The 23669-nt window shown below is 70.7% G+C and carries 26 protein-coding genes; 16 read left to right on the plus strand and 10 right to left on the minus strand.

The genetic code is table 11. From position 1 onward, the window contains the following. Positions 1–8 precede the first annotated feature (8 nt). On the minus strand, positions 9–1628 hold the full coding sequence (locus NLX83_RS30230) for a DUF885 domain-containing protein (protein ID WP_254238621.1): 1620 nt from the start codon (positions 1626–1628) through the stop codon (positions 9–11). 127 nt (positions 1629–1755) lie between these two features. Here NLX83_RS30230 and NLX83_RS30235 point away from each other — a divergent pair, with 127 nt between their 5' ends. Genes NLX83_RS30235 through NLX83_RS30250 form a run of 4 tightly spaced genes read left to right on the plus strand, consistent with a single transcriptional unit; the run spans position 1756 to position 4171 of the window. Beyond that, positions 1756–2064 (plus strand): hypothetical protein, encoded by a 309-nt coding sequence (locus tag NLX83_RS30235; RefSeq protein WP_254238622.1) that lies wholly within the window; start codon positions 1756–1758, stop codon positions 2062–2064. Next, on the plus strand, positions 2061–2930 hold the full coding sequence (locus tag NLX83_RS30240) for an ATP-grasp domain-containing protein (protein ID WP_254238623.1): 870 nt from the start codon (positions 2061–2063) through the stop codon (positions 2928–2930). Before NLX83_RS30235 ends, NLX83_RS30240 begins: the two co-directional genes overlap by 4 nt. 54 nt (positions 2931–2984) lie before the next feature. Then, positions 2985–3467, plus strand: coding sequence for a GbsR/MarR family transcriptional regulator (locus tag NLX83_RS30245; protein WP_254238624.1), 483 nt, complete (start codon positions 2985–2987; stop codon positions 3465–3467). Continuing rightward, positions 3464–4171: a nucleotidyltransferase domain-containing protein gene (locus NLX83_RS30250; protein WP_254238625.1), complete on the plus strand. Its 708-nt coding sequence runs from the start codon at positions 3464–3466 to the stop codon at positions 4169–4171. Before NLX83_RS30245 ends, NLX83_RS30250 begins: the two co-directional genes overlap by 4 nt. 249 nt (positions 4172–4420) lie before the next feature. On the opposite strand, the gene NLX83_RS30255 is transcribed toward NLX83_RS30250, so the two are convergent. Together NLX83_RS30255 and NLX83_RS30260 are read right to left on the minus strand one after the other, a co-directional pair. Beyond that, complete coding sequence (locus tag NLX83_RS30255) at positions 4421–5095, minus strand: TetR/AcrR family transcriptional regulator (protein ID WP_254238626.1); 675 nt, start codon at positions 5093–5095, stop codon at positions 4421–4423. After that, positions 5092–5676: a TetR/AcrR family transcriptional regulator gene (locus NLX83_RS30260; RefSeq protein ID WP_254238627.1), complete on the minus strand. Its 585-nt coding sequence runs from the start codon at positions 5674–5676 to the stop codon at positions 5092–5094. Before NLX83_RS30260 ends, NLX83_RS30255 begins: the two co-directional genes overlap by 4 nt. Before the next feature lie 81 nt (positions 5677–5757). Here NLX83_RS30260 and NLX83_RS30265 point away from each other — a divergent pair, with 81 nt between their 5' ends. Further along, a complete protein-coding gene (locus NLX83_RS30265) occupies positions 5758–6624 on the plus strand; it encodes a short-chain dehydrogenase (protein ID WP_254238628.1) in 867 nt (288 codons plus the stop codon). Here the strand turns inward: NLX83_RS30265 and NLX83_RS30270 are convergent. After that, entirely contained in the window at positions 6506–7468 is a 963-nt protein-coding gene (locus NLX83_RS30270; RefSeq protein ID WP_254238629.1) for a COX15/CtaA family protein, read from the minus strand. The two genes, NLX83_RS30265 and NLX83_RS30270, sit on opposite strands and share 119 nt — an antisense overlap. 228 nt (positions 7469–7696) lie before the next feature. On the opposite strand from NLX83_RS30270, the gene NLX83_RS30275 reads away from it, so the two are divergent. Continuing rightward, positions 7697–9142 (plus strand): aminotransferase class V-fold PLP-dependent enzyme, encoded by a 1446-nt coding sequence (locus NLX83_RS30275; RefSeq protein WP_254238630.1) that lies wholly within the window; start codon positions 7697–7699, stop codon positions 9140–9142. A 29-nt stretch (positions 9143–9171) separates the two neighbouring features. Continuing rightward, complete coding sequence (locus tag NLX83_RS30280) at positions 9172–9531, plus strand: MmcQ/YjbR family DNA-binding protein (protein WP_254238631.1); 360 nt, start codon at positions 9172–9174, stop codon at positions 9529–9531. On the opposite strand, the gene NLX83_RS30285 is transcribed toward NLX83_RS30280, so the two are convergent. The 3 genes from NLX83_RS30285 to mptB form a co-directional block, all read right to left on the minus strand. Then, positions 9528–10307 (minus strand): ABC transporter permease, encoded by a 780-nt coding sequence (locus NLX83_RS30285; RefSeq protein WP_254238632.1) that lies wholly within the window; start codon positions 10305–10307, stop codon positions 9528–9530. The genes NLX83_RS30280 and NLX83_RS30285 overlap by 4 nt on opposite strands. Continuing rightward, positions 10304–11215: an ABC transporter ATP-binding protein gene (locus tag NLX83_RS30290; RefSeq protein ID WP_256564684.1), complete on the minus strand. Its 912-nt coding sequence runs from the start codon at positions 11213–11215 to the stop codon at positions 10304–10306. The genes NLX83_RS30285 and NLX83_RS30290 overlap by 4 nt, the downstream gene beginning before the upstream one ends. A gap of 63 nt (positions 11216–11278) precedes the next feature. After that, positions 11279–12829, minus strand: a complete 1551-nt coding sequence (gene mptB / locus NLX83_RS30295; protein WP_254238634.1) for a polyprenol phosphomannose-dependent alpha 1,6 mannosyltransferase MptB — start codon at positions 12827–12829, stop codon at positions 11279–11281. Between the two features lie 280 nt (positions 12830–13109). On the opposite strand from mptB, the gene NLX83_RS30300 reads away from it, so the two are divergent. Genes NLX83_RS30300 through NLX83_RS30335 form a run of 8 tightly spaced genes read left to right on the plus strand, consistent with a single transcriptional unit; the run spans position 13110 to position 19857 of the window. Further along, positions 13110–13895: a helix-turn-helix transcriptional regulator gene (locus NLX83_RS30300; RefSeq protein WP_254238635.1), complete on the plus strand. Its 786-nt coding sequence runs from the start codon at positions 13110–13112 to the stop codon at positions 13893–13895. Beyond that, positions 13892–15346 carry a Fe-S cluster assembly protein SufB gene (gene sufB, locus NLX83_RS30305; RefSeq protein WP_254238636.1) on the plus strand — a complete coding sequence of 485 codons (1455 nt, stop codon included), beginning with the start codon at positions 13892–13894 and terminating at the stop codon, positions 15344–15346. The genes NLX83_RS30300 and sufB overlap by 4 nt, the downstream gene beginning before the upstream one ends. Before the next feature lie 58 nt (positions 15347–15404). Next, positions 15405–16517 carry a Fe-S cluster assembly protein SufD gene (gene sufD / locus NLX83_RS30310; protein WP_374118830.1) on the plus strand — a complete coding sequence of 371 codons (1113 nt, stop codon included), beginning with the start codon at positions 15405–15407 and terminating at the stop codon, positions 16515–16517. 37 nt (positions 16518–16554) lie between these two features. Continuing rightward, a complete protein-coding gene (locus NLX83_RS30315) occupies positions 16555–16875 on the plus strand; it encodes a non-heme iron oxygenase ferredoxin subunit (RefSeq protein WP_254238638.1) in 321 nt (106 codons plus the stop codon). Between the two features lie 31 nt (positions 16876–16906). After that, complete coding sequence (gene sufC / locus NLX83_RS30320) at positions 16907–17662, plus strand: Fe-S cluster assembly ATPase SufC (RefSeq protein WP_254238639.1); 756 nt, start codon at positions 16907–16909, stop codon at positions 17660–17662. Positions 17663–17715: 53 nt separating this feature from the next. Beyond that, positions 17716–18999 (plus strand): cysteine desulfurase, encoded by a 1284-nt coding sequence (locus tag NLX83_RS30325; RefSeq protein ID WP_254238640.1) that lies wholly within the window; start codon positions 17716–17718, stop codon positions 18997–18999. 13 nt (positions 19000–19012) lie between these two features. Next, positions 19013–19468, plus strand: a complete 456-nt coding sequence (sufU, locus tag NLX83_RS30330; RefSeq protein WP_254238641.1) for a Fe-S cluster assembly sulfur transfer protein SufU — start codon at positions 19013–19015, stop codon at positions 19466–19468. Next, complete coding sequence (locus NLX83_RS30335; protein ID WP_254238642.1) at positions 19465–19857, plus strand: metal-sulfur cluster assembly factor; 393 nt, start codon at positions 19465–19467, stop codon at positions 19855–19857. The genes sufU and NLX83_RS30335 overlap by 4 nt, the downstream gene beginning before the upstream one ends. Before the next feature lie 100 nt (positions 19858–19957). Here the strand turns inward: NLX83_RS30335 and NLX83_RS30340 are convergent, their stop codons facing one another. Further along, the gene (locus NLX83_RS30340; RefSeq protein WP_254238643.1) at positions 19958–20869 is read right to left on the minus strand and encodes an ornithine cyclodeaminase family protein; all 912 of its coding nucleotides are present in this window, start codon (positions 20867–20869) and stop codon (positions 19958–19960) included. Between the two features lie 85 nt (positions 20870–20954). Further along, a complete protein-coding gene (locus NLX83_RS30345) occupies positions 20955–21386 on the minus strand; it encodes a DoxX family protein (protein WP_254238644.1) in 432 nt (143 codons plus the stop codon). Positions 21387–21645: 259 nt separating this feature from the next. Between NLX83_RS30345 and NLX83_RS30350 the strand changes: the two genes are divergently transcribed. Next, positions 21646–22464 (plus strand): glycoside hydrolase family 16 protein, encoded by an 819-nt coding sequence (locus NLX83_RS30350; protein WP_254238645.1) that lies wholly within the window; start codon positions 21646–21648, stop codon positions 22462–22464. 13 nt (positions 22465–22477) lie between these two features. On the opposite strand, the gene NLX83_RS30355 is transcribed toward NLX83_RS30350, so the two are convergent. Then, the gene (locus NLX83_RS30355) at positions 22478–23659 is read right to left on the minus strand and encodes a serine hydrolase domain-containing protein (RefSeq protein ID WP_254238646.1); all 1182 of its coding nucleotides are present in this window, start codon (positions 23657–23659) and stop codon (positions 22478–22480) included. Positions 23660–23669 lie beyond the last annotated feature (10 nt).

Genomic DNA, 23669 nt, shown 5'->3' on the forward strand with positions numbered 1-23669 from the left:
ACGCGGCTCTAGCTCCCGAGCGCGACCCTGCGCGCCAGCCCGAGCGGCAGCGCACCCGATCCCGCGATCGTGGCGTTGAAGGACCGCACGTCGCCCCGCCCCGCGGCGAGGTAGTCGGCGCGGATCTTCTCGATCTCCAGGCTGCCGGTGAGGTAGGACGGGGCCTGCGTCGGCCACGCGCAGTACCGGTTGACCTCGCCGACCGCGGTGCCCGGCGTGAGCGAGGCCTTCGTGGCCATGTGCCGCTCGGCCTCCTCGATGCTCATGTCACCGCAGTGCAGCGCGGTGTCGACCACGATCCGCGCGGCCCGGAAGATCCGCGCGTCCAGGTGCGCCAGCTCGTGCGCCGGGTCGGCGAAGTACCCGTTCTCGTTGAGCAGCCGCTCCGCGTAGAGGGCCCAGCCCTCGGAGAAGTACGGGGTGCGGAACAGCTTGCGCACGGTGCGCTCGCCGCCCGCCATCCACGACAGGTGCCAGTGGTGCCCGGGGTACGCCTCGTGCACGGCGATGGTCGGCATCTGCGCCCGCGCGTTGGTGGCCAGCCGCTGCCGCACCTGCTCCTCGGTGAAGTCCTCCGGTGTGAAGGGCACGAAGAAGTGGCCCAGCCGCGAGGTGGTCAGCGGCGGCGGGGCGATGTAGAAGGCCACCGACAGGATCGGCCGCTGGAAACCGGGGGAGGGCACCACGCGGCAGTCCTCGCCCTCGGCGAAGGGCACCAGGTCGTTGTCGATCAGGAACCGCCGCGCGCGCTCGGTCTCGGCCGCGTACTCCTCCCGCATCGCCTCCAGCGTCGGCGGGTGATCGTTCTGCAACGCGGTCATCACGGCGTGCCAGTCCTCGGAACCACCGGGCACCTTGGTGGCCAGCTGGCGCATCTCGGCGTCCAGGTCGGCGTAGACGGCCTTGCCGCGCTCGTGCAGCTCGGTCGCGCCGTAGCCCAGCAGCTCCCGCTCCCGCAGCAGCGCCGAGTACTTCCGCTCGCCCAGCCGCCAGTCGCCCCCGGCGCGCTCGGCGAACTCCGCCAGCCAGGTCGCGAACTCGTCGAACGCGTCGGCGGCGGGCCCGGCGGCCTCAACGAGCCTCCCGCGCAGCGACTCGTCGGAGACCTCGCCCGGCAGCGCCGTGGTGAGGAAGGTCCGCGCGCTGCGCGCCTGCCCGAGCGCCCGCTTCACCACCAGCGCGGGGGAGATCGAGGCGTCCAGGTTCGCCTTGGCCGCGGCCAGCGCGCCCGGGACCTCGCGCAGCCGCGCCACGGCGGAGGAGACCAGCTCCGCCTCGGGCCGCAGCCGGTGCAGGAACAGGGTGAACAGCCCGGACAGGATCGGCCCGACGTAGACGGCCGGGTCGCGGCGCCAGTCGGGTTCGTCGGACAGGATCACCTCGCCGCGCAGCGTCGCGAGCACCAGGTCGCGGTCAACGGAGTCGTCCAGGGACAGTCCGGCGGCGTCCACCGCGGCGAAGCGGTCCAGCCACGCCCGGGTCTCGGCGTCGCGGCGGTTCCACGCGGCCGCCGACTGGTCGCCGAGGGTGTCCTCGCGACCGGTGGCGCCCAGCAGCGTGGCGCGGACCGGGTAGGCGTCCAGGTGCCACTCGACGAAGGAGTCAAGGAGGGTTCGGAGTTCGGTCACCCCCGGGAATTTAGCTTCTCTAACGAGTTATGTCTCGGCCGCTCTGCTGAAGAGCACAACGCCAGCCCGGTTTTGTTGTACTTCAAGACACATCTGCTGCGGCGATCACGGCCTTAGGCTCTTCGAGATGAGCGAGCAGACTGTCACCGCCGCCCCTTCCAAGACGGTCGCGGTGGTCAACGCCTTCGTCGCCGAGCACGGTGACCCCACCCGTGCCGTCATCCAGTACATGGGCAACGCGGGGGTCCGGCTGACCCTCGTCGGCTCCGACGGCGCGCTCGGTGACGTGGTCGTCGCCGACGTGGCCACCGCCGAGGCGGTCTGCGCCGCTGTCGACGGGGTCCGGGTCTCGGAGTGGGACCGCGAGACCGTCGCAGCCACCGTGATCGGCCCCGAGCACCGCCGCAAGATGGCCGGTTCCAGAGCCCGCCGGTGAGCCCTCGCGTCCTGCTGGCCTCGTGTGCGGAACTCCCGGAAAGCGACGGCGATGACACGCCGCTCCCCGCGGTGCTCGCCGAGGTCGGCATCAAGGCCGAGTGGATGCCGTGGGATGCCATCCGTGAGCCTGCGAACCTCGTGGTACTCCGTTCCACTTGGGACTACCCACTGCGCCGCGACGAGTTCCTGACGTGGTGCGACAGCATTCCCGCTCTGTCCAACAGTGCAGATTTGGTGCGGTGGAACACCGACAAGGCGTACATGGCGGACCTCGCCGCGACGGGCCTTCCCGTGGTGCCGACGCGCTTGCTGCCGCCCGGTGCGGAGCTGGAGCCATACGACACCGAGATCGCGCTGAAGCCTGCCGTGGGCGCGGGTTCGCAGGGCGCGGGCCGGTTCTTGCCGGAGGAGCGTGAACGCGCGGTGGCACACGTCGCCGCACTGCACGCTCAGGGCCGCACCGTGGTCCTCCAGCCCTATCAGCCCGCGGTGGATCAGGAGGGGGAGACGGCGCTCGTCTTCTTCGGCGGCCGGTACTCGCACGGGTTCGTGAAGGGGCCGATGCTGCCGCGCGGTGAAGTCGAGATGTCCACGTTGTTCGTGGACGAGCGGCTCAAGCCGGTCATCCCGGACGCTGCCCGGCGCGTGCTCGCCGAGGACGCGTTGGACGCCGCGTGCGGCGTCCACGGCATCGAGCGCTCGGAGCTGCTGTACGCGCGAGTGGACGTGCTGACCGGCACGGAGGGTGCCCCGGTGCTGCTCGAACTGGAGCTGGCGGAGCCTTCGCTCGGGTTCCGGCAGGCCGATCCGGGCGCGCTGTTGCGCTTCGCCTCCGCCGTGCGGGCGGAGCTCGCGCGCCGCTGAACCCGCTTCCGATACCATCGTGGCTTCAGTGCAGACTGAAGCTAGGGGGAAGCGGTGTCAGACACGAGCCGAGTCGGCGGGCGGCAGCCGTCGGACTGGATCGAGTCGTTCGCGGCGCGGTTCGAGGCGCAGGAAGGGATGCCGCTGATCGCCGGTCGCATCCTGGCGTTCCTGCTGATCTGCGATCCCGTGGAGCGCACGGCGGCCGAGCTGGGCGCGGCGCTGTCCGCGAGCAGCGGATCGATCAGCACGAACGTCCGCCTGCTGCTGGCGCGCGGCCTGATCAGCAAGACCACGCGCCGCGGTCGCGAGGCGGCGGTCTACCAGGTCCGCGAGGACGCGTGGGCGAACGTGATGCTGCGCCGCCTGGAATCGGTCGCCGAAGTCAGTGAGCTGACCACGGGCGGCCTGCGCATGCTCAGCGGCCAGGGCGACCGCGCCGACCGCATGCGCAAAGTGGACGAGTTCTACTCGTGGCTCTCCGGGGAGCTCTCCCAGCTGCGGGGCCGTTGGGAAGCCCATTCCCGCCGCCGATGAGCACTCCGCAGGATTCGGCCCGCTCCTTCGTCGCGGCCCATCACCCCACGGCTGTCGCGGCGATCCTGGGCGGCGGCGCGACCTCGGGTCTTCGGACGGCCACCTCGGACCTGGACATCGTGGTGTTCCTGACCGACCCACCGCCCCCGTTCCGCGAGACCGCCGAACACGACGGGTGGCCGGTCGAGCTGTTCGCGCACACTCCGGAGACCTTCGAGTCCTATGTGGACCGTGAAGTGGCGCTGCGTCGGTCGCCGCTGTTGCACATGTGCGCCAAGGGAACGCTGCTCTTCGACCACTCCGGTGTCGGCGAGTGGGCGTGTTCGACCGCGCGGGACCGCCTTGCCGCCGGTCCGCCGCCGCTGAGCCCGACCGAGCTGGAGGACATCCGGTACCGCGTCACCGACCTCCTCGACGACCTCGCTGGCGCGACCGACCCCGACGAGCTGTTGTTCATCGCCGACCGCCTGCTCACGAGCACCGCGGAGCTGGTGCTCAGCGTGCGCGGAAAGTGGCTGGGCAACGGCAAATGGCTCCTGCGCAGGCTCCGCGAGGCCGACCCGGCCGTCTGCTCCGCGCTCCTGTCCACCTACCGCACCCTCGTCACCACCAACGCCCCGGAACCCTTCCACCGCACCAACTCCGACGTCCTCGACACCGTCGGAGGCCGCCTCCTCGTCGGCTACCGCCGCCCGCCGGTCTAGCCCGGGTCCTGCAAGCCCCCGCCCGCACTCCGCCCACCAAGTAAACTCTGTCCCATGCCCCGCACCCGCCCGCTCACCCCATCCTCGGCGGACGCCGTCTAGAGAACCCCGTTTCGTACTCATAACGGGAAAAAGAGCGCTCCAAAATCCCGACAAGAGTACGAAACGGGGATTTGGGCTGCGCTGGTGATGTTCTGGGGGAGAGCACGGTGGCGTCGCGGTCGTTCCGGACCGCTTGCGGGACGCGGCCTAGCGGGAGAGGCGGGTCAGCCAGTCGCGGAGGAGCGCGGTCTCGGCCTCGGTGAGCGCGGTCGTGGACGAGTCGGCCAGGAGCGCGTTGAGGTGGGCGGCCACCGGGGCGACGGCGGAGAGCACCGGGGCGGGGCCGGAGAGGATGCGGGCGTGCACGGCGTCGCGGACCCGGTGGGACAGCTCGGGATCGTCGAAGTTCTCCGGGCGCGTGATCAACATCAGGGCCACGCCGACGTTCGCCGACATCACCATCCGCGCCGCGACCACGGGGGGCACCCGCAGGCGACCGGCCGCCGCGCAGCGCTCCAGGGTTCGCTCAAGGAGGCGGAACGCCTCGGCGCCCGCGGTGGGCGAGGACGTGGCCGACGTGGAGTACATCAGGCGGTAGAAGCTCTTGTGCGCCAAGGCGAACTCGATGTGGCCGTCCCACCCGTCGCGGAGGTCGCCGACCGGGTCCTCGGAGGGCACGCGCGCCCGCTTCGCCTCCAGGTACTGCTCGAATCCGTAGTCGACCACCGCGGCGAGCAGGCCGGCCTTGTCGCCGAACTGGCGGTACAGCACCGGTTGCCCGACCCCGGCCGCCTGGCAGATCGCCCGCGTGGACACCTCACCGGACGGCGAGCTCGCCAGCAGTTCAGCCGTGGCCTCCAGGATGCGGGTCCGCGTGCTCATCGCCGTTGCTTCCCCACCAGGCGCTCGAAGGCGGCATCGACCTCGCCGACGAGCTGGGTGGGGTCGAAGCCCGCGAGCCTGCGTCCCGCGTGGAAGCAGCCGAGTGCCAACTGCGCCGCGAGCACCGCCACCTCACGCGGCGTCCCCCGGTCGATCAGGACACCCTCGATGGTCTCGGTGTAGCGCTGGAGCTTGCGGACGCTGCGGTCGTGCAGCTCCGGGGTCCGCTCAAGCAGCTGTTCGTGCACCACGTAGTGCTTCTCGTCCTTGGTGATCGCCGTGCACAGCGCGAGCACGGTTCCGCGGAGCTGGCGCAGCGCGGTGATCACGTCCTGGGCGGAGATCATGCCGAGCGAGCGTTGGTGCTCGGTCATCTCCTCCAGCAAGCCCTGCTCATCGGCGAAGACGACCTCCTGCTTGTCGCCGAAGTAGCGGAAGAACGTCGTCCTGCCCACTTCGGCGCGCTCGGCGATCTCGGTCACCGTCACGTCGGCGAAACCGCGCTCCGCGAACAGCGCGAAGGCGGCTTCCACGATCTTCTCCCGTGCGCGCTGGCGCTTGCGGTCCCGGAGGTCAGCCACGTCACCAGCCTAGACGACCGGAACCTGGTTCGCTGTGGTACTAAGTACCAAAAGGAATCGAGTTCCAAGAAGGAGCTGGGCATGGAACGCACGTTGCTGATCACCGGGGGCAGTCGCGGTCTGGGCGCGCACGCGGTGCGGAGCCTGCGCCGGGACCACCCCGGCCTGCACCTGGTGCTGCTGACCCGCGAGGACTGCGACCTCACCTCGCTCGACGAGGTCCGCCGCGCCGCGAGGAGGGTCAACGAGCAGGTCGGCCGCGGGGACATCCCGCCGCTGCACGGTTTCCTCGGCAATGCGGGCGTGCAGCTGACCAGGGCGGACACCGCGACGGTCGACGGGTTCGAGACCACCTTCGCCGTCAACGTGCTCGCCAACTACGTGCTGCTCACCGAACTGGAGTTCGCCGCGCCCGCCCGGATCGTAATCACGGGCAGCGATACGCACTTCGGCGACCTCCGGCACAACCTGGGCCTGGTACCGGGGCCCAAATGGGACCGTGTCGAACGACTCGCGACGCCGGGGACCCAGGGCAAGGGGCGAAGGGCGTACGCCACGAGCAAGCTGGCCGTGATCTACCTGGTCCACGCGCTCGCACGGCGCCTGCCGCCGGGTGTGGACATCTACACCCACAACCCCGGTCTGGTGCCCGGCACCGGCTTGGCGCGGGACGCGAACGCCTTGGGGCGCTTCGTTTTCCGCTCAGTCCTGCCGCTGCTGCGGGCGACACCGTTCGCGTCCGACCCCAGGACCGCCGGAGAGCTGCTCGCCGCCGCCGTCGCCGGTCCGCGACCGGGCGAGTCCGGGAGCTACCTCGACCGCGGAGCGGTCACAGCGTCGTCGCGGGAGTCTTACGACGAGGCTCGTTCGGAAGCTCTGCTGCTTGATCTCGCTGAACTGGTACGCGTTCCCCGCACATCGTCCACAACCCCGCCATCACGGCCGTGACCGCCGCGGCGCCGAGGACGTGGAAGGACACCAGCGTCTCCGGAACGCCGGTCCAGTACTGCACCATCCCCAGCGAGCCCTGAGCAAGGACCGTCGCCACGAGAACCCAGTACCAGCGGCGCATCAGCCGGGTCCAGCCCGTGGAGTGCAGGGCGAAACCGAGCGCGATCAGCATGCCCAGGAACAGGAACAACGCGTCAGCGTGGAACTGCGCGAGCGGGGCGATCGGCAGGTTCAGCCGCGGCGTCTCCGGGTCGCCCGCGTGCGGACCGGCCCCGGTGACCATGGTGCCCAGCACCAGGACCACGGCCAGCGCCGCGGTGGCGACGATCAGCAGCTTGCGCAGCGAACCCGGCACCAGCGAGCGGTACTCGCCCTCGACGCCCTCGACCACGGAGTGCAGGAACAGCACGGAGGCCCACACCAGCGCCATGGACACGAGCAGGTGGAACGCGACCGTCCACCAGACCAGGCCGAGCAGCACCACGATGCCGCCGACCACGCCCTGCGCGAGCACGCCGACGAGGACGATCACGGCGAGGCGGACTTGCCTGGTGCCCCGCGGCCGGCGCTTCCACGCCAGGTAGAGGCAGGCCAGCGCGACCACGCCGACCAGGCCGGAGAGCAGCCGGTTGCCGAACTCGATCCACTGCTGCACCTGGTCGAACTCGGGGTGCGGCACCGGGACCAGGCTGCCGGGCTGGCAGTTCGGCCACGTCGGGCAGCCGAGACCGGAGCCGGTCACCCGGACCACCGAGCCGGTCACCGCGATGATCGACTGCATCACCACGTTGACGATCGCGGCGACGCGGAGCAGAGGCGTTGCTGAACCCGAACCCGGCACCCCCCGATGGTAGGTCGGCGCGCGCGGGCGGCCCCGCCCGGCCCGGCCGAGTGCAACGTGCAGATATCCGCATTGCATTCCAGGAGTCACCGTCAAACGTTTGCTTTATTGGCAAGCCTGATCGTGATCATCTCGTCGGTGATATTTCCCTATCCTGGCCCTGACCCCCTCTGTTCTGCGAGTACGCGGGAAAGGCGGCTGGTGCGAATGTGGAACATGATTCGTAAAATGTCCTCGTTTCGCGTTGGTCGGCGCGCCGAGAAAGCCTTCCTGCGGCGCTATCCGGCCTATTCCGGTACCGCCGTCCTGGACCGGCTGCGTGGTACCGAGTACCGGCACCTGGACGCCGAGGAGCACTGCTACCTCGACTACACCGGCTCGGGGCTGGTCTCCGACGCGCAGTTACGGGCGCAGCTGACCCGGCTGCGCTCCAGCGTCTACGGCAACCCGCACTCCGACAGCCCGTCCTCCACCCGCTCCACCGAGCTGGTCGAGGCCGTCCGCGGCGACGTGCTGCGGTTCTTCCGCGCCGACCCGGACGAATACGTGGTGATCTTCACCTCGAACGCCACCGGCGCGTGCCGCCTGGTCGGCGAGGCGTTCCCGTTCGGCCCGAACGGGCGGCTGCTGCTGACCCAGGACAACCACAACTCGGTGGTGGGCATCCGCGAGTACGCCCGCAACCGCGGCGCCGCGCTGGGCCTGGTGCACCTCGCCGGGCCGGAGATGCGCATCCCGGACGAGGCCGTGCTCGCCGCGCTCGACAGCGAGCGGAGGGGCCCGCGGCTGTTCGCCTACCCCGCGCAGAGCAACTTCACCGGCGTGCGGCACCCGCTCGAATGGGCCCAGCAGGCGCAGCGCCTCGGCTGGCGGGTGCTGCTGGACGCGGCGGCCTTCGCGCCGACCAACCCGCTGGACCTCTCGGTGCACAAGCCGGACTTCGTCCCGGTCAGCTGGTACAAGGTCTTCGGCTACCCCACCGGCGTCGGCGCGCTGGTCGCCCGCAGGGACGCGGTGGAGGAGCTGATCCGCCCGTGGTTCTCCGGCGGCACCATCTGGGGCGCGAGCACGCTCGGCGACTGGCACCGGCTCGACCCCGCCCCCGGCGCCTTCGAGGACGGCACGCTGAACTTCCTGCAACTGCCCGACGTCTCGGTCGGGCTGCGGTGGATCAGCCAGATCGGCATGGGCACCATCCACACCCGCGTCCGCTGCCTGACCGGGTGGCTGCTCGACGCGCTCGGCGAGCTGCGCCACGGCAACGGCGCGCCGATGGTGCTCGTCTACGGACCCCGCACGACCGAGGGGCGCGGCGGCACGATCGCCTTCAACTTCCTCACCCCGGACGGCGAACTCGTCGACGAGCGACTGGTCAGCCGGGAATCGGCCGCGGCCGGGATCTCCTTGCGCACCGGGTGTTTCTGCAATCCCGGGGCGGGCGAGGCGGCGCTGTCGCTCTCGGTGAACCAGCTCGCCACGCTGACCGAGAGCAGGATGTCCACCGTGGACGACTACCTGGACGCGATGGGCGTGCCCAACGGCGGCGGCGTCCGGGTCTCGCTCGGGCTGGCGAGCACCTTCGCCGACGTCCGCCGCTTCGTCGACTGGTCGGTGAGCACCTATCGGGACCGAGTACCGGATCGTGCCGGGTTGCCGCCGAGGTTGCACTGCTGATCTTGACGGTTTGGGTGCACTATCGGTCGATGACAGCCGACCCGCTGGAGCAGCTGCGCAAGCTGTGCCTCGCCCTCCCCGAGACCACCGAGCGCCTCAGCCACGGCGAGCCGACCTGGTTCGTCCGCGACCGCAAGACCTTCGTCATGTACGCGAACCACCACCACGACGACCGCCTCGGCTTCTGGTGCGCGGCGCCGCCCGGGGTGCAGGAGGAGATGGTCGCCGAGGAGCCCGAACGCTTCTTCCGGCCGCCCTACGTCGGCCACCGCGGCTGGCTCGGCGTCTACCTCGACGTGGAGGTGGAGTGGGTGGAGATCGGCGAGATCGTCGAGGAGGCCTACCGCATGGTCGCCCCGAGAACCCTCGTCGCCCGCCTGGACCCCTAGGCGAGCTTGGTGGTGCGGCTGGCGAGCAGACCCGCTGCGGCGCCCCAGGCGGCGAGCACGGCGACGGGGTGCCAGCCCGGCCAGCCGCCCGCCGCCAGCGCGGACTGGAGCCCCTGGGCCAGCGCGCCGGAGGGCAGCCAGCTCACCACGGCGCTCAGCCCGGCGGGGAGCTGGTCCAGCGGCACGATGATGCCGCCCGCGAGCAGCAGCACGAACCACACCACGTTGGCCAGCGCCAGCACGACCTCCGCGCGCAGCGCGCCGCCGAGCAGCACCCCGAGCGCGCCGAAGGCCAACGTGCCCAGCACCACCAGCACGACGGCGGCGACCAGGCCGGAGGCCGCGGGCTGCCACCCGAGCAGGAGCGCGAGCACGCCGAGCACCACCAGCTGCGCCGCGACGACGATCAACGCCGCCGCCACCCGGCCCACCACGAGCAGCCAGCGCGGCAGCGCGGTCGCCGCGAGGCGCTTGATCACGCCGTAGCGGCGGTCGAAGCCCAGCGAGATCGCCTGCCCGGTGAACGCCGAGGACATCACCGCCAGCGCCAGGATGCGCGGGGCGACCGAGTCGACCCTGGGCTCGGGCAGGGACAGCAGCGGCAGCAGGCTCAGGCCCACCAGCAGCGCCATCGGGATCAACAGGTTGAGCAGCAGCTGTTCCGGGTGCCGCAGCACCAGGCGGGTCTCCGCGCGGGTCTGCGCCAGCAGCATCGAGCCCAGCGGCGCACGGCCGGGGGCGGGGCGGAACGCGCCCTCCGCGAACCTGCCGCTCATGACCGCAGCTCCCGTCCGGTCAGCTCCAGGAACACGTCCTCAAGGCCGCGCCTGCCCACGCGCAGCTCGTCGGCGAGCACTCCCTGCTGCGCGCACCAGGAGGTCACCGTGGACACCACCTGCGGGTCGATCTCGCCCTCCACCAGGTAGTTGCCGGGACTCGGTTCCACCGCCGTGCAGGACTCCGGCAGCGCGCCGGAGAGCAGCTCCAGGCTCAGCCCGGCGCGGGAGCGGAAGGTCAGCGTCCGGCAGCTGGCGTCGCGGCTGGTCAGCTCGTTCGGGCTGCCCTCGGTCAGCACCCGGCCGCTGTCGATGATCATGACCCGGTCGGCCAGCTGCTCCGCCTCGTCCATCAGGTGCGTGGTCAGCAGCACCGTCACCCCGTCGGCGCGCAGCGCCCCGATCAGCTCCCAGACCAGGCGACGCGCCTGCGGGTCCATCCCCGCGGTCGGCTCGTCCAGGAACACCAGCTCCGGGCGGCCGACGAGCGCGCAGGCCAGGGACAACCGCTGCTGCTGGCCACCGGAGAGCCGCTTGAAGATCGTCCGCCGCGCGTCCCACAACCCCAGCTCGTGCAGCAGCCAGTCGACGCCGAGCGGACTGGCGGCGTAGGAGGCGGCCAGCTCCAGCATCTCCTGGGCGCGCAGGCCAGGGTAGGCGCCGCCGCCCTGCGGCATCACACCGATCCGGGGGCGCAGCCGCGCGGAGTCGGCGACCGGGTCCAGGCCGAGCACGCGCACCGTGCCGGAGTCGGGGCGCTGGAAGCCCTCGCAGATCTCCACGGTGGTCGTCTTGCCCGCGCCGTTCGGGCCGAGCAGGGCGAACACGGTGCCGCGGGCCACCCGCAGGTCGAGCCCGTCGACGGCGGTGGTCGAGCCGAAGCGCTTGACCAGCCCGCTGACGTCCAGCGCGGCGGAGTCGGCTCTGGGATCCACGAAAGCAGAGCCTAAGCGGGTGAGCTGGCGCACTCGCTACTGGGACCGGGTTGCCCGCACCCGCCCCGGCATCCGCTTGCGCACGGCCAGCAGCAGCGGCCCGGCGATCGCGAGCCCGGCGAGGATCGCCCACGGCACCACGAACTCCCGGCCGCCGTAGTTCGCGCCCGGCGGGGTGTCCACCACGGACATCGCGATACTCAGTACCACCGCGACCACCCGGAACCGCAGCGAGTTCGTGGACGCGGCCAGCGGGACCACCGCCCACACCAGGTACCACGGGTGCACGATGGGACCGAGTACCACCATCGTGCCCAGCGCGATGCCCAGGCCGGTGATCGGGTGCAGGTACTTCTCGCCCCGGCGGAAGCACGTCCACAGCAGCCACACCAGCACCGCCACGGCGCCGATCGCGCCCGCGACGCGCCACGCCTCGGTCACCGCCACGGTGTGGTCGCCGAAGCCCAGCAGCACGCCGAGCGAGCCGCCGAGGCCGCCGAGCCAGGTCATCGGCGACTTCCAGGACTGGATCTTCTCCAGCGCGACGAGCGAGTCCTCCCAGCCCAGCGCGAGGCCGCTGCCGAGGACGATGACCGCCAGCACGCCCGCGAACACCGCGATCAGCAACCCGGCCGCGCGGAAGAGGTCCTTGAAGGTGCCGCCCCAGCGCAGCGCCAGCGCGACGCCGAGGAAGCCCAGCGCGGGCGCGGCGCTGACCTTCACCGCGGCGGCGCAGGTCATCAACGTGGCGCCGATCAGGATCCAGCGCAGCCCCGGGCGCAGCGCGATCTCCAGCCCGGCGAGCATCAGGCCGACCATCAGCGCCTCGTTGTGCACGCCGCTGACCAGGTGGAACAGCACCAGCGGGTTGGCGGGGCCGAGCCAGAGCGCGGTCACCGGCCGGACCCCGCAGCGGCGGGCGAGGCGGGGGACCGCCCAGAGCATCATCGCGATGCCCGCCAGCGCGATCACCCGGTGCAGCAGCACGCTGGTGACCACGTGGTCCCCGGCGATCCAGCTGATCAGCTTGCCCAGGGTGAGGAAGAACGGGCCGTAGGGCGCAGGCGTGTCCCGCCAGACGTTGGGCACGCCCCTGGTCAGCGGGTCGTCCACGCCGAGCGCCTGGGCGGGGCCGACCTCGTACGGGTCGAGGCCGAGGAAGGCGATCTTGCTCTGGGCCAGGTAGCTGTAGACGTCGCGGGAGAACATCGGCGGGGCGACGGCCAGCGGGATCATCCACATGACCAGCGTGCGGTCCATCTGCGAGCGGGAGATCACCCTCGGCCGCCCGGACGCGGTGAGCCTGCCCAGCCACAGCCAGGAGACGATCACCAGGAACATGCCGGTGTAGACGATCGCCATCGAGACCGTCGGCACCCTCGGCAGCAGGCCGATCAGCGGCACCCTGGGCACCGGGTTGAACACCGGCGCCGCGCCCGCGCCCGCCGCCCCGACCGCCATGAGCAGCGCGCCGAGGGTCCCGAGCCGCCGGACCCAGTCGAGCTGACGAAGCTCGGCGGTGTCCAGAGGTCCAGCGTCCAGCCCGCCGGTGTCAACCGCCGGTGGTGTTCTCTCGCCCGCCCTCACGCCGCTGAACACTATCGATCCCGGACCGGGTGAGCAGGCTCCGGGGTATGCCGGTCTTCAAGTACAGCCAACCCCGGCCGCCGCGACCGCGAACGACGGCACACCCCCGCCGCCGCCGGAGGAGCCGCGGGGGTTCGCTGTGGTTTGCGACCGTTTTGGGTGGGGTTGGGGGGACTTGAAGACGCCCCCACCTGGGCTGGGAGCGGGGCCGGGGGTGAGTCGGGTCACGCTGGGAGGGGGGCGCTTTGCCCCGCCGGAGGAAATAAGCAAGACTTGTGTTGTGAAAAACGTCGGGCCCACTCCGCAGCCTGCGCAGCCCGCGCAGCGGGAGCACGCTGACGGCCGCACCCGCCAGGGCGTGGCCCGGCTGCTCCTGGAGCGGGGCCCGCTGACCGCCGCGGTGATCGCCGACGAGCTGGGCCTGAGCCCGGCCGCCGTGCGGCGCCACCTCGACGCGCTGCTCGCCGACGGCGAGGTCCGCACCCGCGACGCCTCGACCAAGGTGCAGCGGGGACGGGGCCGCCCGGCGAAGCTCTTCCTGCTCACCGAGGCCGGCCGCGGCCGGTTCGGGCACGCCTACGACGACCTCGCGGTCGCCGCGCTGCGCTTCCTCGCCGACGCGGGCGGGGAGCAGGCCGTGCGCGCCTTCGCCGAGCAGCGGATGGCCACCCTGGTGGAGCGGCACCGCGCGTCGGTGCTGGCCAACCCGGACCCCAACGCCAGGGCGAGGGCGCTCGCGCTGGCGCTGACGCACGAGGGCTACGCTGCCTCGACCCGCCAGGTCGGCGCCGGCGAGCAGCTGTGCCAGCACCACTGCCCGGTCGCCCACGTGGCCGCGGAGTTCCCGCAACTCTGCGAGGCCGAGACGGCGGCGTTCGCCGACCTGCTCGGCACCCACGTGCAGCGACTGGCCACGATCGCCAGGGGCGACGCGGCGTGCACCACCCACCTTCCCGCCCCGTCGCGGGACCAGCACCACAAGACCCAGCACCAGAAGACACAGGGTCCGGAAGCCGCACCGGACGCGGATGAGACCTGCCCCGATTCCTTCAGGGAGCCCGTATGACTGCCGCTGCCGAACAGCGCACACCCACCACGGTGACCGAGCCGCTCACTCAGGAAGAGACGATCGCCAGCCTCGGTCGTTACGAGTACGGCTGGGCGGACGCCAACGACGCTGGAGCGAGCGCGCGCCGCGGTCTGAGCGAGGAGGTCGTCCGCGACATCTCCGCGAAGAAGGACGAGCCGGAGTGGATGCTGGAGTCGCGGCTGAAGGGCCTGCGGCTGTTCGACCGCAAGCCGATGCCGAGCTGGGGCAGCGACCTGAGCGGGATCGACTTCGACTCGATCAAGTACTTCGTGCGCTCCACCGAGCGGCAGGCCCAGAGCTGGGAGGACCTGCCCGAGGACATCAAGAACACCTACGACCGGCTGGGCATCCCCGAGGCGGAGAAGCAGCGCCTGGTCGCCGGTGTCGCCGCGCAGTACGAGTCCGAGGTGGTCTACCACCAGATCAACAAGGAGTTGGAGGCCCAGGGCGTCATCTTCCTGGACACCGACACCGCGCTGAAGGAGCACCCGGAGCTCTTCCGCGAGTACTACGGCTCGGTGATCCCGCACGGTGACAACAAGTTCTCCGCGCTCAACGGCGCCGTGTGGTCCGGCGGCTCGTTCATCTACGTGCCCAAGGGCGTGCACGTGGAGATCCCGCTGCAGGCCTACTTCCGGATCAACACCGAGAACATGGGCCAGTTCGAGCGGACGCTGATCATCGTCGACGAGGACGCCTACGTCCACTACGTCGAGGGCTGCACCGCCCCGATCTACTCCTCGGACTCGCTGCACTCCGCGGTCGTGGAGATCGTCGTGAAGAAGGGCGGCCGCTGCCGCTACACCACGATCCAGAACTGGTCGAACAACGTCTACAACCTGGTCACCAAGCGCGCCAAGGCCGAAGAGGGCGCGACCATGGAGTGGGTCGACGGCAACATCGGCTCCAAGGTGACCATGAAGTACCCGGCCGTGATGCTGATGGGCCCGCACGCCAAGGGCGAGGTGCTCTCCATCGCCTTCGCGGGCGAGGGCCAGCACCAGGACGCGGGCGCCAAGATGACCCACCTCGCGCCGCACACCTCCTCGACGATCATCTCGAAGTCGGTGGCGCGCGGCGGCGGCCGCACCTCCTACCGCGGCCTGGTCCGGGTGAACAAGGGCGCCCACCACTCGAAGTCGACGGTGAAGTGCGACGCGCTGCTGGTGGACACCATCAGCCGCTCCGACACCTACCCGTACGTGGACATCCGCGAGGACGACGTGGCCATGGGCCACGAGGCCACCGTGTCCAAGGTCAGCGAGGACCAGCTGTTCTACCTGATGTCCCGCGGCCTGACCGAGGACGAGGCCATGGCGATGATCGTGCGCGGCTTCGTCGAGCCGATCGCCCGCGAACTGCCGATGGAATACGCGCTCGAGCTGAACCGGCTCATCGAGCTTCAGATGGAAGGGGCCGTCGGCTGACATGGCCGTTTCGACCGACACCAACAGCACCGCCCCGGCCAGCCGGATCGCCCCCGGCATGACCCGGTCGGAGTGGTTCACCTCCTTCGACGTCGACGCCTTCGAGGTGCCCGGCGGCCGCGAGGAGAACTGGCGCTTCACCCCGCTCAAGCGGATCGCGGGACTGCACCTGGGCGAGGCGGCGAACAAGGGCCGCACCACCGTCGAGGTCGTCGCCGGTGACGGCGTCACGGTGGAGACCGTCGAGCGCGGCGACGCCCGCCTCGGTGTCGCGGGCACCCCGGGCGACCGGGTCGCCGCGCAGGCGTGGAACTCCTTCACCGGGGCCACCCTGGTCACCGTGGGCAAGGAGGTCGTCGCGACCGAGCCGGTGCTGGTCACCGTGACCGGCGCGGGCAAGGACGTCACCGCCTACGGCCACATCCAGCTGCGCGCGGAGCAGTTCGCCGAGGCCGTCGTGGTCCTGGACTACCGGGGCAGCGGCGTGCTCGCGGACAACGTCGAGGTCGTCCTCGGCGACGGCGCGAAGCTGACCGTGGTCACCGTCATCGACTGGGCCGACGACGCGGTCCACGTGACCTCGCACCACGGCAAGGTCGGCCGCGACGCGACGCTGCGGCACACCGTGGTCACCCTCGGCGGGAACCTGGTGCGGATCAGCCCGACCGTGGCCTACGACGGTCCCGGCGGCGACGCGGAGCTGCTCGGCGTGTACTTCGCCGACGCGGGCCAGCACCTGGAGCACCGCCTGTTCGTCGACCACGGCGTGCCGAACTGCCGCAGCAACGTGGTCTACAAGGGCGCGCTGCAGGGCGAGGACGCGCACACCGTGTGGATCGGCGACGTGCTGATCCGGGCGGCGGCCGAGGCCACGAACACCTTCGAGCTCAACCGCAACCTGCTGCTGACCGACGGCGCGCGCGCCGACTCGGTGCCGAACCTGGAGATCGAGACCGGCGAGATCGAGGGCGCGGGCCACGCCAGCGCCACCGGCCGCTTCGACGACGAGCAGCTGTTCTACCTCCAGGCCAGGGGCATCCCGGTGGAGCAGGCGCGCAGGCTGGTCGTGCGCGGCTTCTTCCACGAGATCATCGCCAAGATCGCCGTGCCCGAGGTCCGCGAGCGGCTCGAGGCCGCCATCGAGGCCGAGCTGGAAGCCGTGGGCGTCTGATGCGCGCCGACGTGATCTTCTCCGCGGAGGCGCAGCCGTGACTGTGAGGGTCTGCCCGCTGGCCGAGCTGACCGACGGCAAGCCCGTCGGCTTCGAGGTCGCGGGCACCCCCGTGGTCCTGGTCCGCCGGGGCGAGCGGGTGCACGCGCTGCGCGACGAGTGCTCGCACGCCGAGGTCGCGCTGAGCGAGGGCGAGGTGGGCCGCGACGGCATCGAGTGCTGGCTGCACGGTGCCTGCTTCGACCTGGAGACCGGCGAAGCGCTCAGCCCGCCCGCGTTCGACCCGGTGGACGTCTACGCGACCTCCGTGCACGACGGCGATGTCCACGTGGACGTCACCACACCGACCAACCGCTGACTTTCTTTTGCCACATCAGGAGAACGAAACAATGGCCACGCTGGAGATCAAGGACCTGCACGTCACGGTCGCGACCGAGGACGGCGCCAAGGAGATCCTCAAGGGCGTCGACCTGACCATCAGGGCGGGCGAGACCCACGCGATCATGGGCCCCAACGGCTCGGGCAAGTCCACCCTGGCCTACGCGATCGCCGGACACCCCAAGTACGACGTCACCGGCGGTTCCGTGCTGCTGGACGGCGAGGACGTGCTGGAGATGAGCGTGGACGAGCGCGCCCGCGCGGGCCTGTTCCTCGCCATGCAGTACCCGGTCGAGGTGCCGGGCGTGTCGATGTCGAACTTCCTGCGCACCGCGGCAACGGCCGTGCGTGAGGAGGCCCCGGCCCTGCGGCACTGGGTCAAGGAGGTCAAGCAGGCCATGGCCGAGCTGGACATCGACCCGTCCTTCGCCGAGCGCAGCGTCAACGAGGGCTTCTCCGGCGGTGAGAAGAAGCGCCACGAGATCCTCCAGCTGGCGCTGCTCCAGCCGAAGTTCGCCGTGCTCGACGAGACCGACTCCGGCCTGGACGTCGACGCGCTGCGGGTGGTCTCCGAGGGCGTGAACCGCTACCGGGCCAACGGCGAGACCGGGGTCCTGCTGATCACGCACTACACCCGCATCCTCAAGCACATCACCCCGGACTTCGTGCACGTCTTCGCGGGCGGGCGGATCGTGGAGTCCGGCGGCGCCGAGCTGGCCGAGGTGCTGGAGCGCGACGGTTACGTGCGCTACACCGCTTCCGCCTGACTGTTCTTCCCACCACCACGAGCGTTCGTTGATTCGTTGAGAGGAGGGCCGACATGACTGTCGCAGCTGGCCCGCTCCCGCTTGACGTGGCGGCGATCCGCGGGGATTTCGCGATCCTCGGCCGGACCGTGCGCGACGGAAAGCCCTTGGTCTACTTGGACTCCGGAGCGACCTCGCAACGCCCGCGCCAGGTGCTCGACGCGGAGCGGACGTTCCTGGAGACCTCCAACGCGGCGGTGCACCGCGGTGCGCACCAGCTGTCGGAGGAGGCCACCGACGCCTACGAGGGCGCGCGTGCGCGCATCGCGTCCTTCGTCGGCGTCGACCAGGAGGAGGTGGTGTTCACCAAGAACGCCACCGAGGGCATCAACCTGGTCGCCTACGCGATGAGCAACTCCTCGACGTCGGGTCCTTCAGCCGCGCGTTTCCGGCTGGGGCCCGGCGACGAGGTCGTGATCACCGAGGTCGAGCACCACGCGAACCTCGTTCCGTGGCAACAGGTCTGCGAGCGGACCGGCGCCACGCTGCGCTGGTTCGGGGTGACCTCGGACGGTCGCGTTGATCTGTCCGAACTGGACTCGTTGGTGAACGAGCGCACCAAGGTCGTCGCGTTCACCCACCAGTCCAACGTGTCCGGTGCGATCACCCCGGTGGCGCGGATCGTCAAGCGCGCCAAGGAGGTCGGCGCGCTGACGGTGCTGGACGCGTGCCAGTCGGTCCCGCACATGCCGGTGGACTTCCGGGCGCTGGACGTGGACTTCGCGGTGTTCTCCGGGCACAAGATGCTGGGCCCGTCCGGGATCGGCGTGCTGTACGGGCGTTTCGAGCTGCTCTCGGCCATGCCCCCGTTCATCACCGGCGGCTCGATGATCGAGCTGGTCCGGATGGAGGGCTCCACCTTCGCGCCGCCGCCGCAGCGCTTCGAGGCGGGCGTTCCGATGACCTCGCAGGCGATCGGCCTTGCCGCCGCGGTGGACTACCTGTCCGTGGTCGGCTTGGAGCGGGTGCACGCGCACGAGATGGCGCTGACCGCGGCGGCGCTGCGCGGACTGTCCGAAGTGGACGGTGTGCACATCGTCGGCCCGACCGATCTCACCGAGCGCGGTGGCGCGGTGTCCTTCGTGATCGACGGCGTGCACGCGCACGACGCGGGCCAGGTGCTGGACAGCCTCGGCGTGGAGATCAGGGTCGGCCACCACTGCGCGTGGCCGCTGCACCGCAAGCTCGGCGTCGCGGCGTCGGTGCGCGCCTCGTTCTACCTGTACAACACCCTCGAAGAGGTGGACGTGCTGGTCGAGGCCGTGCGCGAGGCGAAGCGCTTCTTCGGCGTGGCGTGAGGGGAATGCGCTGATGCAACTGGAACAGATGTACCAGGAGATCATCCTGGACCACTACAAGAACCCGCACCGCCGCGGCCTGCGCGACCCGTACGACGCCGAGGTGCACCACGTGAACCCGACGTGCGGCGACGAGGTCACGCTGCGGGTCAAGCTGGAGGGCTCCGGCGCCGAGGCGAAGGTCGTCGACGTCTCCTACGACGCGCAGGGCTGTTCGATCAGCCAGGCGGCGACCTCGGTGCTGACCGACCTCGTGGTGGACGGCACCGTCGGCGAGTCCTTCGCCAAGCACGAGGAGTTCCTGCGGCTGATGCAGGGGCGTGGCAAGGTCGAGCCGGACGAGGACGTCCTGGAGGACGGGATCGCCTTCGCCGGTGTCGCGAAGTACCCGGCGCGCGTGAAGTGCGCGCTGCTGGGCTGGATGGCTTTCAAGGACGCCGTGGCACGCGTTGAAGGGACTGAGTCATGACCGAGGACGTGATCCGGGGAGCTGCCGGGATGCCGGACCCCGCGCCCAAGGCGGACCAGCCGGAGCTGGCTGACCTGGAGGAGGCCATGCGCGACGTGGTCGACCCCGAGCTGGGCATCAACGTGGTGGACCTGGGCCTGGTCTACGACATCCGCGTGGAGTCGGAGGAGTCCGGCGATATCGCGATCGTGGACATGACGCTGACGTCGGCGGCCTGCCCGCTGACCGACGTGATCGAGGACCAGACCCGCGCCGCGCTGTCGGGCGGTCCGGGCGGCGGCCTGGTCAACGACGTCCGCATCAACTGGGTGTGGATGCCGCCGTGGGGCCCCGACAAGATCACCGACGACGGCCGCGAACAACTCCGCGCCCTGGGCTTCACCGTCTAGCCCCAGCGTGCCGGAGATCCCCGTTTCGTACTCATAGCGGGCTTTGGGAGCGCTCTTTTTCCCGCTAGGAGTACGAAACGGGGATGTGGTGTGCCTTGGCTCAGCCGAGGGTGGCGGCCACGGCGAGGTCCTGCCAGGCCATGCCGACGGACTTGAAGAGCTTCGGGGTGCTCGGGTCCAGGCGGCGTTCTCCGCGCGCCAGGGCGGTGAGCGGGATCAGGTCGTCGGGGCGGAGCGCGCCTTCGGTGATCGGGAGGACCACGTCGCCCGCTTCGCGCAGGGCCGTCGCGACGTCCTCGACAACGACCTCGCACCGGGTGACGGTGGCGGTGTCCACCTCGCGGGCGTCCGCCTCGTGGGAGCCGATCGCGAGCACCGTCGCGTGCGGGGCGAGCTTGCCGCCGTCGAACAGCGGGGTGCGAGCCGTCGTGCAGCAGGCCACCAGGTCCGCGTCCGCCACCGCGTCGGCGGTTCCCGAGGTGGCGCGCAGACCGGCCGCGGCGCACCGGGCGACGAGCTCGGCGACCCGATTTTCGTTGCGCCCCACCACTGTCACGTCGCTGATCGGGCGGACCACGCGCAGCGCCTCAATGTGCCCCCACGCCTGCGGGCCGGTGCCGAAGACCACCAGGCGGGACGCCTCGTTCACCGCGATCAGGTCGGCGGCGGCCGCGCTGACCGCGGGAGTGCGGATCGCGGTCAGCGCCGCGCCGTCGAGCAGCAGTTGCGGGGTCAGCGTCAGCGCGTCCAGCAACAGGTACACGCCCTGGACGCGGGGCAGGCCGCGCTCGGGGTTGTCCGGGGTGACCGTGACCAGCTTGACCCCGGCGTGGGCCGGAGTGAGCGAGGGCATCAACAGGATCTGACCGTGGTCGGCGGGCAGCACCGTGCGCGCCGGATCGGCCGCGGGGTCGAGGCCGGAACGCAGTGCCAAGTGGATCGCCTCGATCGCCGTGCCCATCGGGAGGCGCACGCGGAGGGATTCCTCGTCCAGCACCGACAAGCGGCTCATCGCGTTCCTTCCCCGAGCCCGACGACCACGCCGATCCTGCCACGCAGAACGACCGCGTGGCAGGAACCGGCAGGCGGCACCGAGCTCACGCGGACACGGGGACGGCCTCCGCCGTTGTTCTCCCGCGCTTGGCCAGCAGGGAGTCGACCGCGTACCTCCCGGGACCGAGTACCGCGATGAGCAGGAAGAACCAGCTGTAGAGCGCCGAGGAGACGCCGCCGTTCTGGATCGGGAAGAGGTCCTGCGGCTGGTGCACCACGAAGTAGGCGTATGCCATGGAGCCGGAGCAGATGATCGCCGCGGGCCTGGTGAACAGGCCGACCAGCACGAGCAGGCCGCCCGCGAACTGGATGACCGCGGCGAACCAGCTCGGCCAGACCCCGAAGGCGACCGTGCCGCCCTTGCCACCCGCCCCGCCGAGCACGCCGAACAGCGACGCCGCGCCGTGGCAGGCGAACAGCAGGCCGACGACCGCCCTGGACAGGGACAGGACCACGGTATTGATCGACTTTGACACTGGAGGATCTCCCTCGTTCTCGCCGTCACCGTTTGCGCGCCCCGTGGTGATGAGGAAACTAACGGCATTCGTGCAGCTACGAACCCTCCATACGGTTCAAGCCGACCGGAGGTTCACATCCGTGATTTACGGATAAACGCTCGGCATTCGGGCTAATGTGCTCCTCCGCCCGTTGACGGGCGCCCCTCGGCCTTGTCAAATGGTGGTCCGCCGCCTCTGTGGGAGCGCTCTCTCGCGCTCGTGACGAATGGAGTCGAGCGTGTCATCACGTCGTGCGCTACTCGTTCTCGCCGCCGTTCTCGCCGCCCTTCCGCTCGCTCCCGCCCCGGCTCAGGCGGCCGTGGTGTGGTCGGACGAGTTCAACGGCCCGGCCGGGGGCGCCCCGGACCAGGGCAAGTGGTCCTACGAACCGGGCAACGGCAACAACGGCTGGGGAAACCACGAACTCCAGGCGTACACGACCCGCCGGGAAAACGTTTCCACAAATGGTGCTGGCCAGCTCGTCATCACCGCGCGCAGGGAGAACTCCGGCGTGCAGTGCTGGAATGGACAACCCTGCCAGTACACCTCCGGCAAGCTCATCACCAAGAACACCCGCGCCTTCACCTACGGAAAGATCGAGGCGCGGATGAAGCTGCCCACCGGCAAGGGCATCTGGCCCGCGTTCTGGATGCTCGGCACGGACATCGGCCAGGTCGGCTGGCCGCAGTGCGGCGAGATCGACATCATGGAGAACATCGGCAGCGTGCCGAACACCGTGCACGGCACCCTGCACGGCCCCGGTTACTCCGGCGCGGGCGGCATCGGCGCGACCGTGCAGAACGGCCGCCCGTTCCACGAGGACTTCCACACCTTCGCCGTGGACTGGTCGCCGAACCGGATCGTCTGGTCCATGGACGGCCGCGTCTACCAGACCAGGACCCCGGCCGATCTCGGTGGCCGCCAGTGGGTCTTCAACCACCCCTTCTACATGATCCTCAACCTCGCCGTCGGCGGTGACTGGCCGGGCAGCCCGGACGGCTCAACGCGCTTCCCGCAGCAGCTGCTCGTCGACTGGGTCCGCGTGCACCAGGGATAGCGGTCCACCAGAACTAGAGACAGCGCTGGAAAGCCTCGCGGAGTGCGGCTTCGCGCGGGTCGTTCCACAGGCGCCTGCCGAGGCGGTTGGGGACGTAGCCGAAGCCGCTCCGCGTCGCGGGGTCGGCCATGCCGAAGGAGCCGCCCGCGCCCGGTGTGCCGTAGGCGCGGGAGTCGGTGCCGAAGCGCCACGCCGCGAACGGTTTCCAGAAGCCCAGGGAGAACCGGGCCTCGGCGAGGTGCATGACGCGATCGCGGGACCCGGTACCAAGCGGAACCGGGTCCGCCTCGATGGCCCGCAGCGTGGCGCGGTCGACGCCGAGCCGACTGCCGCCGGTGGCGAACTCGCCGTACAGCGCGGCGAGCGAGCGGGCGGTGCCGACGCCGTTGCCCGCGGGCAGGTCCAGTTCTCGCCACGGCGGGCGGCTCAGGGCGGTGATGTCGCGCAACCTGGGGTTGCTGAAGGACTTCGCGGTGAGCGTCCACGGCAGCATGAACTCCAGCAGCATCCGCGTGGGCACCCCGCCGGGAGTCGTGAAGTCCCGCAGCGCGGGCTTGGCGGGCACCAGCTCCGCGATCCGCTCCTCCGGGATGGTCGGCGGGGTGCCGATGTAGAACTCGATACCAAGTGGTACCAGCACCTCGTCGGCCAGGTAGCGGCCGATCAGCCTGCCCTTCGGGTCCACGCGGCGCAGCAGCTGGCTCACGTAGAGCCCGCCGACCAGCGGGTGGTAGCCCTGCGCGGTACCGGGTGCCCACGCGGGCGCCTGCCGGGCCAGGACCTCGCCGAGCCGGTCGGGGTCGGCGAGCAGCTCCGGCGTCAGCGGAGTGTCCACTGTGGGCAGCCCGGCCTGGAAGCCCAGCAGCTGCCGGACGGTCACGTTCTCCTTGCCCGCCTGGCCGAACTCCGGCCAGTACTTCGTGACCAGCGCGTCGTAGTCGAACAGTCCCCGCGAGTGCGCTACGGCGACCGCCATCGACGCGACGCCCTTGGTCGAGGAGTACACCGTGGCCAGCGTGTCCCGTTGCCACGGCTGGGTTCCCGCGCGGTCGCGGTAGCCGCCCCACAGGTCGACGACGAGTTCACCGTCGACCTGGATCGCGCACGCCGCCCCGAGTTCGCCGCGCTCGGCGAAGTTGCGCGCGAACTCCTCGCGCACCGGTTCGAAGCCCGCGGCGACTGTTCCCTCGATCATGCTGTTCCCT

The organism is Allokutzneria sp. A3M-2-11 16 (assembly GCF_024213555.1).
Classification (GTDB): domain Bacteria; phylum Actinomycetota; class Actinomycetes; order Mycobacteriales; family Pseudonocardiaceae; genus Allokutzneria.

Coding starts and splice junctions, on each gene's coding strand:
- NLX83_RS30235 (WP_254238622.1), top strand. CDS start 1,756: ATGAGCGAGCAGACTGTCACCGCCGCCCCTTCCAAGACGGTCGCGGTG.
- NLX83_RS30250 (WP_254238625.1), top strand. CDS start 3,464: ATGAGCACTCCGCAGGATTCGGCCCGCTCCTTCGTCGCGGCCCATCAC.
- NLX83_RS30255 (WP_254238626.1), bottom strand. CDS start 5,095: ATGAGCACGCGGACCCGCATCCTGGAGGCCACGGCTGAACTGCTGGCG.
- NLX83_RS30265 (WP_254238628.1), top strand. CDS start 5,758: ATGGAACGCACGTTGCTGATCACCGGGGGCAGTCGCGGTCTGGGCGCG.
- NLX83_RS30275 (WP_254238630.1), top strand. CDS start 7,697: ATGTCCTCGTTTCGCGTTGGTCGGCGCGCCGAGAAAGCCTTCCTGCGG.
- NLX83_RS30280 (WP_254238631.1), top strand. CDS start 9,172: ATGACAGCCGACCCGCTGGAGCAGCTGCGCAAGCTGTGCCTCGCCCTC.
- NLX83_RS30285 (WP_254238632.1), bottom strand. CDS start 10,307: ATGAGCGGCAGGTTCGCGGAGGGCGCGTTCCGCCCCGCCCCCGGCCGT.
- sufB (WP_254238636.1), top strand. CDS start 13,892: ATGACTGCCGCTGCCGAACAGCGCACACCCACCACGGTGACCGAGCCG.
- sufD (WP_374118830.1), top strand. CDS start 15,405: ATGACCCGGTCGGAGTGGTTCACCTCCTTCGACGTCGACGCCTTCGAG.
- sufC (WP_254238639.1), top strand. CDS start 16,907: ATGGCCACGCTGGAGATCAAGGACCTGCACGTCACGGTCGCGACCGAG.
- NLX83_RS30325 (WP_254238640.1), top strand. CDS start 17,716: ATGACTGTCGCAGCTGGCCCGCTCCCGCTTGACGTGGCGGCGATCCGC.
- sufU (WP_254238641.1), top strand. CDS start 19,013: ATGCAACTGGAACAGATGTACCAGGAGATCATCCTGGACCACTACAAG.
- NLX83_RS30335 (WP_254238642.1), top strand. CDS start 19,465: ATGACCGAGGACGTGATCCGGGGAGCTGCCGGGATGCCGGACCCCGCG.
- NLX83_RS30340 (WP_254238643.1), bottom strand. CDS start 20,869: ATGAGCCGCTTGTCGGTGCTGGACGAGGAATCCCTCCGCGTGCGCCTC.
- NLX83_RS30355 (WP_254238646.1), bottom strand. CDS start 23,659: ATGATCGAGGGAACAGTCGCCGCGGGCTTCGAACCGGTGCGCGAGGAG.